The following is a 12,019-nucleotide window of genomic DNA, read 5'->3' on the forward strand; positions in this document are numbered from 1 at the left end:
AACAGCCGCCCTGGCGGCTGATCAGGAGAACATCTTGTCCATACGTCGGATCGTGATTGCTGCCCTGGTGGTGGTGGCTGGCCTCGGCCTCTTCCTGCTGCCGCGTTACTTGAGGGCTGAGACGCCGGCGGGCGCGACGGCCCAAGCGGCATCTCCGTCCGATCGCGCCGGCATCGAAAGCGTCGTGCGGGACTACCTTCTCTCGAATCCGGAGATCCTTCGCGAGATGATGGCCCGCCTTCAGCAGAAGGATCAGGTTGCCGCAAACGAGCAGCGCGGATCCGTCTTCGAGGAGTACCGCGACACCATCTACAATTCGCCGAAGCAGGTGGTACTTGGCAATCCCGAGGGCGACGTCACCCTGGTCGAGTTCTTCGACTACAATTGCGGATACTGTCGAAAGGCACTGGCCGATGCCGAGCAGCTTCTGAAGGAAGACGGCAAGCTCAGGATCGTCCTGAAGGAGTTCCCCGTTCTGGGCGAGGAATCACGCGATGCCGCGCGGGTGGCGGTTGCCGTCCATGCCCAGGCGCCGGACAAGTATCTGGATTTCCATCGCGCCCTGATGACGGCCGAAGGCGGCGCCACGGGAGCCGGCGCGCTCGAGGTCGCCAAATCCCTCGGCCTCGACATGGACCGCATCTCGGCGGACCTGACGGGCCCGGAAGTCGACGAGCCGATGCTGGAGGCACATCAGCTTGCCGGAAAGCTCGGAATCGACGGCACGCCGACCTATGTCATCGCCGATACTGTTGTGGCGGGTGCCGTCGGCGCCGAAACCTTGAAGGGCATCATCAGCAATGTCAGGACGTGCGGGAAGGCGTCCTGCTCGTAAAGACGTGCCGGCAAGCAATCGGAATGGCGGCACCACCCTTTCGCGCGATGATCAGCCCTCCTATAAGTCGGACCCGTCGATGAACGAATCCTGCCGGATGCGGCCCGCATGACCGCAACGATCTTTGTGCTCAACGGCCCGAACCTGAACATGCTCGGGCTGCGGGAGCCGCACATCTATGGTGCCGACACGCTGGCCGATATCGAGCAGCGTGTGAAGGCGCATGGCGTGGGCCTGGGGCTCGCCGTGGATTTCCGCCAGAGCAATCATGAAGGCGTGCTGGTGGACTGGGTCCAGGAAGCACGTGATCGTGCCCGGGGCATCGTCATCAATCCCGCCGCGTACACCCACACCTCGGTCGCGCTGCACGACGCGCTGAAGGCATCGGACCTCCCGGTCATCGAAGTGCATCTTTCAAATGTCCATGCGCGCGAGGAATTCCGCCATCGCTCGTTCGTTTCTCCCATCGCCCGAGGCATCGTCATCGGCTTCGGCGCGCAGGGCTACGAACTTGCGCTTGACGGTATTAGCCGCATGATTTCGCCCCCATCCGCCCAACGGCCCTAAAGAAAAGAAGATCAATGACCAAGGACGCCACTAAAAGCTTCGACCATGAGCTCATCCGTCAGCTGGCTCAGTTGCTGAACGAGACCGACCTGTCGGAGATCGAGATCGAGAACGACGATCTGCGCGTTCGCGTTGCCCGCACCATTCAGGTCTCGGCCCCCGTTTATCAGGCGCCTGCAGCGGGCGGTTTTGCGGCACCGGCTGCAGCGGCGGCAGCCGTCGAGGACAAGTCGAAGAGCGTCGGCGCTGTTCTGTCTCCCATGGTCGGCACGGCCTATCGCTCGCCGGAGCCGGGCGCCAAGTCGTTCATCGAAGTCGGCACCGAGGTGCGGCAGGGTCAGACGCTGCTGATCATCGAAGCCATGAAGACCATGAACGCGATCCCTGCTTCGAAGGGCGGCCGCGTCAAGGAGATCCTGTTCGACGACGGGCAGCCGGTCGAGTTCGGCCAGCCCCTCGTCATCGTCGAGTGATCGGATCCCCGATGTTCGACAAGGTCCTGATTGCCAATCGCGGCGAGATCGCGCTGCGCGTGCTGCGCGCCTGCAAGGAGCTCGGCATCGCAACGGTCGCCGTGCACTCGACGGCCGACGCGGAGAGCATGCATGTGAAGCTGGCGGACGAAAGCGTCTGCATCGGCCCGCCGGCGGCCCGCGACTCATACCTCAACATCCCGCAGCTTCTGGCTGCCTGCGAGATCACCGGCGCCGACGCCGTGCATCCCGGGTACGGATTCCTATCGGAGAACGCCCGGTTCGCCGAAATACTGGACGATCACGGCATCGTCTTCATCGGCCCCAAGGCCGAGCACATCCGCAGCATGGGCGACAAGATCGAAGCCAAGCGCACCGCGAAGCGCCTTGGCATTCCGGTTGTTCCCGGCTCCGAGGGCGGCGTCACGGAAGACTCGGAAGCGCTGCGCATCGCGCAGGAGATCGGCTTCCCGGTCATCATCAAGGCCGCTTCCGGCGGCGGCGGCAAGGGCATGAAGGTGGTCCACAGCGCGGACGAGATGTCCGTTCAGCTTTCCACCGCCCGGAGCGAAGCCAAGGCCAATTTCGGCGACGACGCCGTCTACATCGAGAAATATCTTCAGAAGCCGCGCCACATCGAGGTGCAGGTTATCGGCGATGGCCGCGGCAAGGCGGTTCATCTGGGCGAGCGCGATTGCTCATTGCAGCGCCGTCACCAGAAGGTCTGGGAAGAAGCCCCCTCGCCGGCCCTCAATGCCGAGGAGCGTGAGCGCATCGGCAACATCGTGGCCAAGGCGATGGCCGAGATGCAGTATCGCGGCGTCGGAACGATCGAGTTCCTCTACGAGAACGGCGAGTTCTACTTCATCGAGATGAACACCCGCATCCAGGTGGAGCATCCGGTGACGGAAATGATCACGGGCATCGATCTGGTGAACGAGCAGATCCGCATCGCCGGCGGCGCCGAGCTGTCGTTCACGCAGGACGAGGTGGTGCTGCGCGGCCATGCCATCGAGTGCCGTGTGAACGCCGAGAACGCGAAGACCTTCCGGCCATCTCCCGGCATGGTGAGCCAGTGGCACGTGCCGGGCGGCCTCGGCGTCCGCGTCGATTCACACGTCTATCAGGGCTATACGATCCCGCCCTATTACGACAGCCTCGCCGGAAAGCTCATCGTGCTCGGCAAAAACCGCACGGAGTGCCTGATGCGGCTGCGGCGCGCGCTGGACGAGTTCGTGGTGGACGGCATCGAGACCACGCTGCCCCTGTTCCGGCAGCTGGTCCGTAATCCCTACATCCAGGACGGGCAGTACGATATTCACTGGCTGGAGAAGCAGCTCGACGCGGATACTCTGGAGTAGAGCTCTGCAAACCGGGGCCCCGCGAGACTAGATTAGGCGCATGACCCGTATCGCCGACGCGCTTGTCGAAATCACGCCCGATGTCCTGCTGAAGGCCTATGCCTGCGGCATCTTCCCGATGGCGGAAAGCGCCGAAGATCCGGGGCTGTTCTGGATCGAGCCCCGGATGCGCGGCGTCATCCCGCTGGATGACTTCAGGGTATCGTCGCGTCTGGCACGCACCTTCCGGTCGGACAGGTTCACGGTGCGGGTGGACCATGACTTCGACGCTGTGATCTCCGGCTGCGCGGCCCCGGCCGAGGACCGCAAGCTCACTTGGATTAACCGCCGCATCCGCCACCTTTACGGTGAGTTGTTCGAGAGCGGCCACTGCCACACCGTCGAGGTCTACGACGGCGACCGGCTGGTCGGCGGCCTCTACGGGGTGCGGCTAGGAGCTGCGTTCTTCGGCGAGAGCATGTTCCACACCGAGCGCGACGCCTCCAAGGTCGCCCTCGTGCATCTGGTTGCCCGCCTCATCGCGGGGGGCTTCATGCTGCTCGACACGCAGTTCGTCACGGATCATCTGCGCAGCTTCGGGGCTGTGGAAGTGCCCCGGCGCCGCTACCAGGCGCTGCTTGACGCCGCCACAGGCCGTTCTGCGGATTTCTTCACATGGCCGAAGGAGAGGCTCGTGACCGGCGCCGAGGCCCTGGCGACCATCCGCGCGCGCTAGGCCCTATTCGCCGACGACTGGCCCACGCTTGGGCTGGGGCCGTGCACCGCCCGTGCAATCGGTCAGCCACACGTCATAGATCGGATGTTCGACGGCGTTCAGGCCGGGACTGTCGGCGAACATCCAGCCGGTGAAGATCCGCTTCGTCTCGTTCTGCAACGTGATCTCATCGACCTCGATGAAGCCGATGGTTTCCGGCTGCTCGGTGGTCGGGCGCGTGTAGCAGGTGCGCGGCGTGACCTGCAGGGAGCCGAACTGCACCGTCTCGTTCACATTGACTTGGAAGTTGACGATCCGGCCCGTGACCTTATCGAGCCCGGAGAACGTGGCGACCGGATTGGCGATGCGCTCGCCGTCATTTCCGGTTTCGATCTGCGCCGCCGCATGCGGAATCGCCATGCACGCCAGCATGGCCGCCGTCAGCGCGGTGTCGCGGGCTACAACCAGCACCCGCTTGCGCGCCTGCTGCCAGCTGCTTCTCTTTGGGTTTGTCACGACGGAGCGGGTCAGCCTTCCGGCGACCAGGCCTGATAGTCGCCTGTCGTCTTGGCGCGGCGGCTCTGGGAAAGCGTGGATCCCCGGGGGCGATAGGCTTCGCTCGTGCCGGTGGGGTTTGCGCGGTGCGGCTTCTGCCATTCGCGGGCCACGAAGTTTTCTTCGCTCGGCGCAACGTCGCTCGTGTGATGAATCCAGCTGTGCCAGCCCGCAGGAATGCGCGAGGGCTCGGCGACTCCATTATAGACGACCCAGCGACGCTCCCCGAGATGCGTGCCGCCCGCGCGGAAGTAGCGGTTGCCGAACTCGTCCTCGCCGACAGCCTTGCCGGCGCGCCACGTGAAGAAGCGGGTGCCGATCGTCTGGCCATTCCACCAGGTGAAAATCTGCAGGAGAAGCTGCTTCACGGATAGGGACTCCGGCGAACGATTGGGCGCGTTATGGCCCCTCTCCCGCACGCTGTCCAGCGGGCCTTCAGCGTTCTATTTGGAACAAAGTGTGGCAAAATCAAGAAACAGCTTCTACGGCTGACGGTATAGGTTAGACTTGATCCAAGCTTGAGGCTCACACCGATGCGAGATGACGATCTGCTGCCGCATGGAATAAGGCTGATGACCGAAGACGGTCTTCGCTTTGTTGCCAGCTATCGCGGCTTGCAGATGCTGGCGGCCCGGCAGGCGGTTCTCGGCGGCCCCAACGCCGCACGGTGGAAAGAAGCCGAGCGCAGGGCGGAAAGTGCATTGATGTCGGACGAGCCCCGCGCGGGCCAGCTCGCCATCGCCGCGTTCTCGGATGCAGCACGTTTCCAGGGCTGGTCGGTGCGCTCGGATACACCGCCGCCGGCGTTCACACGCCAGAACCGCCCCAGCGGGCGGCGCGAGCCGGCCCACGGCTGACGTTCAGCCGCGATTCGTGTCGTCCTTTGTCATTCCGATCTGCGCCGTGATTGCTGCGAAGGACCCTGCGCCCTCACCCTTGCTGGCAGCGCGAAGATAGCGGAACGGAAAGCGGATGGCGTCGATATGCGCCGGTGAAAGCTCGTGCGGCCGGTCCCGCGCAGTCGACTCCTCTGCATCCTGCAGGCAGCGCTCGATTTCCTCCTGGCTGAGTACGCCCTTCTGCTGCAGCGTGCCGATGATGGCGGCGAGAGCCGCATACAGTCCCTCAAGCTGAAGATTTGCAGTGTTCATGTCGGGCTCCAAACGTCACGGGAAACGTTCGCCCGGGCGGGCAGGTTCCTGAAACTTGGTTGGCGTATCCGTCAGCAAAGACTTTGCCTCATGGGAAAAAGCGGCGCACAATCTCCGCGTGCCGCGTTGCCCTCCCAGGTCCCCCATCCATGAGCACCATCAGTATCGAGCCCCTGCACTCCCGCATCTGGTCGGGCAAGCCACGGGCGGGAGACGATCGCCGTCTCGCGAGAGCCCTTGGTTTCGGTCCGGACGAAACTGAAAGCCTGGCCCTGTGCCAGGCGGCCTTGGCCGGCAACGTGGATGCGGCGCTCGATCTCTGGCGCGCCTGCCGGCCGGGCCAGTCGCTGCGCATCCAGGTCACCCACACGCCGTCCGCGTTGAAGATGTGCGCGCACCTGCTGAAGCAGGCCGAGGGCGAATAAAAACGGCCGCTGCATCTTCCCGGCCATCTGGGCGTTTCACTTCTTGAACGGAGTTGAGATGCTGGACACCAAAAGCGCGGCCGACGCGGCCATAGATCATCCCCACACACGCGAAGAACGCCCGCTGCAGGTCCTCGTGATCGCCGGCTCCGCGCGGCGGGTGAACGGATGCCCGGGCCTCGATTCGAAGGCCCGCTATCTTCTGAGGCGCATGGCCGCACAGCTGCCGGCGGGCTGGCAGGTGGATCTGGAGGACATCTCGAACGAGCATGGCAAGCCCAAGATCCAGGGCTGCAATGGCTGCGTCTCCTCCTCCATGGCGCTGTGCGTCTGGCCCTGCAATTGCTACGGGCCGAACAGCGACACCCAGCCCGATCTTCTGTGGGATCTGGACCTCTACGGTCGGCTCGCCCGCGCCGACGCCTGGGCGTTTATCGGCCCGATCTGGTGGTACGGCCCCAGCACCAATTTCAAGCTGCTGTTCGACCGCCTGGTCTGCATGAACGGCGGCAATCCGCGGCCGGACCTCATCGACAAGAAATCCACGCTGTTGGCCCAGGCGCTGGAGCGCTCGCCTCAATGGCCGGAGCTGAACCGCAACCATCTCGAGGGCCGCACCGCCGCTTTCTTCTCCTACGGCGACAAGGGCGGTGCGGATATCGGCGAGGATGGAAGGCCGAGGAATCTCAAGCGCAAGGACTGGTTCGACCCGGCGGACGAGCCGCAGGATTGCGACACGCGCGACGCCTATAAGAGCCTGGTGTGGCAATGCCGCTATTCCGGCATCGAAGTGCCGGATGCCCTTTGGCAGAGCACCAGCTTTGGCGTCGGCAAGCTCTATGCCGATGATCAGGCGGACGACATCGTGCGCGACCGCGAGCCGGGGCTGGAGCAGTTCGACAGCTGGGTGGACGGCTTCGTGCGCCATGTTCGCGCCAAGGGGGCGCTGCCCGGCATGAAGGAGGCGGTCGCCTCGGCCAAATCGACCACGAATGTCTGAACGCCGGGAACAGGCACAGCGACCGGACGTTCACCCGGCAGCACCGCCATCCGGACGGTCACAGCAAGGAGTTTCCCCAATGGGACTGTTCTCGAAAGACATCAAGACGCTCGACGACCTGTTTCTCCACCAGCTGGAGGACATCTATTACGCCGAGCAGCAGATCGAGAAGAACCTTCCGACCATGATCGAGAAGGCCACCAATCCCGAGCTGAAGCAGAAGTTCGAGACCCACCTTCGCGAGACCTCCAACCAGATCAAGCGCCTGGACACGGTGTTCGCGGCCTATGGCAAGCCCGCCAAGGGCGTGGATTGCGAGGCCATCGACGGCATCCTCAAGGAAGCCAAGCACGTAGCCGGCAATGTCGCTGACCCCGAGGTGCTCGACGCCGCCCTGCTCGCATCTGCGCAGGCTGTCGAGCACTACGAGATCACCCGCTACGGCACGCTGATCGCCTGGGCGAAGCAGCTGGGCCGCAACGACCTCGTACCGGCGTTCGAGCAGAACCTCGACGAGGAGTACAAGACGGACAAGGGCCTGACCGCACTTGCGGAACAGCGCCTCAACGCCAAAGCTGCCTGAACCAAGAAGGCCCGCCATCATGGCGGGCCTTTCTCTTCGACGGACGGTCAATCCATGAAATACGCCATCGCCGCTCTGGGCCTCTCAACCTTCGTGATGTCGGGCGCCGTTCTGCCCGCCCAAGCCGCGACTTACGACGGCGAATGGAGCGTGCTCATCGTGACCGAGCAAGGTAGCTGCGATCGCGCCTACCGCTATCCCGTGAAGATCAGCAACGGGGTGGTCAGCTATAACGGCCAGAACAAATTCAACGTCTCCGGTCGCGTGCAGTCCAACGGTTCCGCACAGGTCACCGTGAGCAAGGGCAACCAGGCTGCATCGGGCAGCGGGCGCCTCAGCGGCAAGAACGGACGCGGCACCTGGCGGGCGCCGGACGGCGGTTGCTCGGGCAAATGGACGGCTGAGAAGCGCGGCTAGACTTGCGGACCAGACGGCTTCGCGTATAGAGGCCCTTCCCTGCCACTGGCAGGCGTTAGGCCGGAGCCGTCATGAGAATTGCCCTGATCGGGTCGCGCTGGTTCGGCGCGGAGATGCTGAAGATCGTCCACGCCCGCGGCTACGACTTCCATGTCGTGGCGCCGGACGCGGAGGACCGCCTCGCCCAGACGGCGGTGGAGCTCGGCGCGCCGCTGTCCCTTCACACCGGCAAGCGACGCGTGACGCATGACCACCTGCCCGGCGAGTTCGACGTCGTGGTCGCCGCCTACTCCCATGCCTTCATCCCGCTCGACAAGGCGCCGATCTCCATCGGCTACCACCCGTCGCTCCTTCCGCGTTGGCGCGGGATCGCGTCGGTGGAATGGACAGTGAAGGCGGGCGACGCCGTTGCTGGCGGCAGCGTCTATCACCTCACGGACGAGATGGATGCCGGCGGCATCGCCGCGCAGGATTGGTGCTTCGTGCTGCCCGGTGAGGATGCCGGCAGCCTGTGGCGGCGCGAGCTCGGCCCGATGGGCCTGCGCCTGCTTGCACAGGTGATCGACGAAATTGCGCAAACCGGCACCTGCCGTGCCGAACCGCAGGACGAGCGATTCGTGACGCTCGCCCCCCGCATCAAGGAAGCAGAGAGCGCCTGAGCGTCAGGCGTCGGCCATGCAACTGGCGAGGATACCCGCCAGTTGCCCCGCCCGCGCCGTTCCTGTGTGGCCTTCCAGGATGATGCCCCGTGCCACGCCCGCCATCTCCTGCCTCTCCGCTTCGCCGGTTTCCTCCAGCATGCGGACCACATCCTCGCTGCTACCCGCGATGAAGATGGCTTCCGGCTCCGGCAGGAGCTCGGTAAGCCCCTCCCAATAATCACTGATGATCGGCGTGCCGCAGGCGCCTGCCTCGAAGATGCGCACGCTGGGCGACCATCCCGCGGCGATCATGTCCTGCCGCGTGATGTTCAGCGTAAAGCGCTGCCGTCCATAGAAGGCGGCGTGCTGCTCCGGCGGCAGGTGCTCGATGCGCTCCACATTCGCCGGCCACTCGATGCTGGCGGGGTATTGCGGCCCGGCGACCACGAAGCGCCGGTCCGGCATCCGCCGCGCGGGTTCGATCAGCAGCCGCTCGAGACCGGGCTGACGGTCATCGCTGTAGGTGCCGAGATAGCCGAGATCCCAGTGCGGCTCATAGCCGGTCGGTGCGTAGCGGGCCTCGTCGACGGCGCAGTAAAGCGCCTCGGCCCGCTGTGCTCCATATTCCTGTTCCAGTCGCTGCAGTGTCGGCCCGCCAGTGAAGGACAGGTACACGCTGAAGCAGGGGATGACCTGCGGGCTGACATATTCGAAATCGCCGCGCGCGAGCTTCGCAAGCGTCACCGGCGTGTCGATGTCATAGAACGCGGTGACGCCGCGCGCGGTGCGGAACACATATTCCGCAACGGCCACGCCTTCAGGCACGTATGAACCGACGATGACCGCATCCGCATCGCGGATAGCCTCTGCCCAGCGCGAGTGCAGTTCAGCCAGATCGGCGTAGAGCGCCAGCCGGCAGAAATCCGGTTCCGGCAGGTCGCGATGCGCGGAGTACCAGGGCACGTCGCGTTCGAGGAACAGCACGTCGTGGCCCAGCGCGTGGAGCCCCCGCACCAGCGCGCGATAGGTCGTGGCGTGCCCGTTGCCCCAGGCGGAGGTGATGGACAGGCCCAGAATGACGATGCGGAGCGGCCGCGTCGTCATGCCGGCGTCGGCTCCGCCTTGGCGTCGCGCATCGCGCGCAGCAGCCGGTGCACCTCCTGCGCGCGGCTGGCATAGGTGTGGTCACGCAGGACGCGAGAGAGCGCGGCTTTGCCGATCTCATCAGCGCGTTCGCGCGTCAGACCCGACATGATCTCACCGACATCCCGGCCATCGCGCGCAACCAGCACCTCGGTGTCCGGCTCCAGGAACATCTCGAGCCCCGTCCAGGCATCGCAGATCAGGCAGGCACCCGCGCCGGTGGCCTCGAAGACGCGGGTCGGAGGCGAGAAGCCGGTCGCGGCCATGCTGTCGCGGTTGATGTTCAGCACCGCCATCGGCGAGCAGTTGAAGGCGTTGTGGTCGCCCGTGCCGACATGGCCGATATAGCGGACATTGTCGGGCATGTGCTTGTCGCCCCAGCCCGAGCCGCCGAGCAGGAACGACTTTTCCGGGATGCGGGCGGCGGCGTCGAGGAAGAAGTCCTCCACCCGCTTCTCGCGGTCTGGAAGCCGGTTGCCCAGGAACGCGAGATCCACCGAGAAGCGGCTGTCTGCCGGTACCGGATGATGCGTCTCGGGATCGAGGCCGTTGTAGATCGGGTGCACCGCCCGCGCGCCGAGCGCGGTATAGGCGTCGATGACCGGCTGCCCGCCGCCATAGGTGCACACCGCATCGAGCGAAGGCAGCGTCACGCGCAGCGGATGCGCGGCGTCGGGCTGGATCTCGGCAAGCGTGGCAGGCGCATCCACGTCCCAGTAGATGCGGATGGCGTCAGACCGGGCAGCGGCCATGGTCTGCACCAGCAGTTCGTTGTCGAACACGCCCACGCCGCTGGCTTTCACCACCACGTCGTAGTCGGCGGCTTCCGCCGTGACCCGCGCAAGGGCTTCCTCGGTTGCGTCGTAGACCACCACGCGGCACCAGTCCGGCGGGTCCATGTCGCGGTTCTTCTGCCGGTCATAAGCGTCCGGCTCGTAGAACGTGACATCGTGGCCGAGCAGCGCCATCTGCTTCAGCAGGCCGCGGTAATAAGTGGCCGCCCCGTTCCAGTAGGAGGACAGCAGGCTCGATCCGTAGAAGGCGATGCGCATCAGGCGGTTTCCATGCGGTCGTTGCGGGCGGGCGCGTTCCCGATGCTGTCGAGAACAGCCAGCAGTTCATCCACTCGGTGGGCACAGGTGTGCCGCGCGAGAACGGTTTCCAGTCCGCTGGCAGCAAGGGCTGCGGCAAAATCCGGCTCCGCGATCACGCGCTTCATGGCGCTTTCCATCTCGCCGCCATCGCGGACGAACAGGAAGTCCTCGCCCGCACGAAACAGCCCCTCGCTGTCCGACCATGGGGCCGAGATCAGCGGGATGCCGCAGGCCAGTGCCTCGAACATGCGGATGGTGGGAATGCCGGGAAGCGACTGCGTATAGGGCCGGCGCGGCACATGCACCGTCATGCGGTGGCGGGCATAGACCTCCGGCACCGAGGCGCTGGCCACCCAGCCGCGATAGTCGATGCCGGCATCCGCCAGCGCGGCCAACGCGTCATGCGGGTAGCGCACGCCGTGTACCGTGCCGGAGAGCCCGAGCCGCTTGACGGGTTCGATCAGGAAATCGCGCAGTTCCTCACTGCGTTCCCCGTCGCCCCAATTGCCGATCCAAACGAGATCGCGCTCCGGCTCGATCTCCGGGCGGGGATGGAACAGCCTGACGTCGGCGGCCTCGTGCCAGGTGAAGACCCGGCGACCCCAGCCACGGCGCAGATAGAGCTCGCGCAGCACCTCGCCGAAAGCAAGCACGCCGTCATATCCGTCGAGGTCCAGCCCGCCGATCTCGTGCTCCTCGGAAACGGCACGATGATGCGTGTCGTGGAACAGCAGCGTGAACTTCGCGCCATCGCGGCGCATCCGGCCAAGATCGGCAATCAGCGCCGGATCGGTCCATTCATGGACCAGCACCACATCCGCGCCGTCCAGTGCAGCTCCGTGATCGAACCCCGCCCCATAGGTCTGCGACGTCAGCTCCGGAAAGCTCTTCGCGAACCAGTCCAGCGCCACGGGTCCGTTCTGCTCGATCAGGTTGGCGCGGCTCCAGCCATCGGCGGGTTCCATCGCGAGCGTCTCGTGGCCGCGCGCTTGCAACTCGCGCAGCACGCCGCGCAGGAAGTGGGCGTTGCCGTGGTTCCAGTCGGAGACGAGCGAATGGGTGTAGAGGACAAGGCGCATG

The 12,019-nt window shown here is 65.1% G+C and carries 16 protein-coding genes and 1 pseudogene; 11 read left to right on the forward strand and 6 right to left on the reverse strand.

Going from position 1 to position 12,019, the window contains the following annotated elements:
- Positions 1-34 precede the first annotated feature (34 nt).
- The 5 genes from SCD90_RS05035 (at position 35) to aat (ending at position 3,951) form a co-directional block, all read left to right on the forward strand.
- Positions 35-835, forward strand: coding sequence for a DsbA family protein (locus tag SCD90_RS05035; protein ID WP_319843541.1), 801 nt, complete (start codon positions 35-37; stop codon positions 833-835).
- Positions 836-943: 108 nt separating this feature from the next.
- Entirely contained in the window at positions 944-1,402 is a 459-nt protein-coding gene (aroQ, locus tag SCD90_RS05040) for a type II 3-dehydroquinate dehydratase (protein WP_319843542.1), read from the forward strand.
- 14 nt (positions 1,403-1,416) lie between these two features.
- On the forward strand, positions 1,417-1,875 hold the full coding sequence (gene accB / locus SCD90_RS05045) for an acetyl-CoA carboxylase biotin carboxyl carrier protein (protein ID WP_319843543.1): 459 nt from the start codon (positions 1,417-1,419) through the stop codon (positions 1,873-1,875).
- 11 nt (positions 1,876-1,886) lie between these two features.
- Positions 1,887-3,236: an acetyl-CoA carboxylase biotin carboxylase subunit gene (gene accC / locus SCD90_RS05050; RefSeq protein WP_319843544.1), complete on the forward strand. Its 1,350-nt coding sequence runs from the start codon at positions 1,887-1,889 to the stop codon at positions 3,234-3,236.
- Between the two features lie 40 nt (positions 3,237-3,276).
- Complete coding sequence (gene aat / locus SCD90_RS05055; RefSeq protein ID WP_319843545.1) at positions 3,277-3,951, forward strand: leucyl/phenylalanyl-tRNA--protein transferase; 675 nt, start codon at positions 3,277-3,279, stop codon at positions 3,949-3,951.
- 42 nt (positions 3,952-3,993) lie between these two features.
- Here aat and SCD90_RS05060 read toward each other — a convergent pair.
- Positions 3,994-4,350: pseudogene (locus SCD90_RS05060) on the reverse strand (DUF2155 domain-containing protein); the annotation flags it as partial.
- Positions 4,351-4,457: 107 nt separating this feature from the next.
- A complete protein-coding gene (locus tag SCD90_RS05065) occupies positions 4,458-4,853 on the reverse strand; it encodes an NADH:ubiquinone oxidoreductase subunit NDUFA12 (RefSeq protein ID WP_319843546.1) in 396 nt (131 codons plus the stop codon).
- A 204-nt stretch (positions 4,854-5,057) separates the two neighbouring features.
- Between SCD90_RS05065 and SCD90_RS05070 the strand changes: the two genes are divergently transcribed.
- Entirely contained in the window at positions 5,058-5,342 is a 285-nt protein-coding gene (locus tag SCD90_RS05070) for a hypothetical protein (RefSeq protein WP_319843547.1), read from the forward strand.
- A gap of 3 nt (positions 5,343-5,345) precedes the next feature.
- On the opposite strand, the gene SCD90_RS05075 is transcribed toward SCD90_RS05070, so the two are convergent.
- The gene (locus tag SCD90_RS05075) at positions 5,346-5,636 is read right to left on the reverse strand and encodes a hypothetical protein (protein WP_319843548.1); all 291 of its coding nucleotides are present in this window, start codon (positions 5,634-5,636) and stop codon (positions 5,346-5,348) included.
- Positions 5,637-5,785: 149 nt separating this feature from the next.
- On the opposite strand from SCD90_RS05075, the gene SCD90_RS05080 reads away from it, so the two are divergent.
- From SCD90_RS05080 to SCD90_RS05100, 5 genes are all read left to right on the forward strand, one after another.
- Complete coding sequence (locus SCD90_RS05080; protein WP_319843549.1) at positions 5,786-6,061, forward strand: hypothetical protein; 276 nt, start codon at positions 5,786-5,788, stop codon at positions 6,059-6,061.
- Between the two features lie 58 nt (positions 6,062-6,119).
- Positions 6,120-7,061, forward strand: a complete 942-nt coding sequence (locus SCD90_RS05085; RefSeq protein WP_319843550.1) for an NAD(P)H-dependent oxidoreductase — start codon at positions 6,120-6,122, stop codon at positions 7,059-7,061.
- Between the two features lie 79 nt (positions 7,062-7,140).
- Positions 7,141-7,644, forward strand: a complete 504-nt coding sequence (locus tag SCD90_RS05090; protein ID WP_319843551.1) for a YciE/YciF ferroxidase family protein — start codon at positions 7,141-7,143, stop codon at positions 7,642-7,644.
- Between the two features lie 54 nt (positions 7,645-7,698).
- Positions 7,699-8,061: a hypothetical protein gene (locus SCD90_RS05095; protein ID WP_319843552.1), complete on the forward strand. Its 363-nt coding sequence runs from the start codon at positions 7,699-7,701 to the stop codon at positions 8,059-8,061.
- A 71-nt stretch (positions 8,062-8,132) separates the two neighbouring features.
- The gene (locus tag SCD90_RS05100; protein ID WP_319843553.1) at positions 8,133-8,720 is read left to right on the forward strand and encodes a formyltransferase family protein; all 588 of its coding nucleotides are present in this window, start codon (positions 8,133-8,135) and stop codon (positions 8,718-8,720) included.
- Between the two features lie 3 nt (positions 8,721-8,723).
- Here the strand turns inward: SCD90_RS05100 and SCD90_RS05105 are convergent, their stop codons facing one another.
- From SCD90_RS05105 to SCD90_RS05115, 3 genes are read right to left on the reverse strand one after another with little or no spacing between them, the layout of a single operon-like run.
- Complete coding sequence (locus SCD90_RS05105) at positions 8,724-9,806, reverse strand: CgeB family protein (protein WP_319843554.1); 1,083 nt, start codon at positions 9,804-9,806, stop codon at positions 8,724-8,726.
- Positions 9,803-10,897, reverse strand: coding sequence for a CgeB family protein (locus tag SCD90_RS05110; RefSeq protein ID WP_319843555.1), 1,095 nt, complete (start codon positions 10,895-10,897; stop codon positions 9,803-9,805). Before SCD90_RS05110 ends, SCD90_RS05105 begins: the two co-directional genes overlap by 4 nt.
- On the reverse strand, positions 10,897-12,018 hold the full coding sequence (locus SCD90_RS05115) for a CgeB family protein (RefSeq protein ID WP_319843556.1): 1,122 nt from the start codon (positions 12,016-12,018) through the stop codon (positions 10,897-10,899). Before SCD90_RS05115 ends, SCD90_RS05110 begins: the two co-directional genes overlap by 1 nt.
- Position 12,019: the final 1 nt, after the last annotated feature.

It is taken from the genome of Terrihabitans rhizophilus (genome assembly GCF_033898525.1).
GTDB classification, from domain to species: Bacteria; Pseudomonadota; Alphaproteobacteria; order Rhizobiales; family Methylopilaceae; genus Flaviflagellibacter; species Flaviflagellibacter rhizophilus.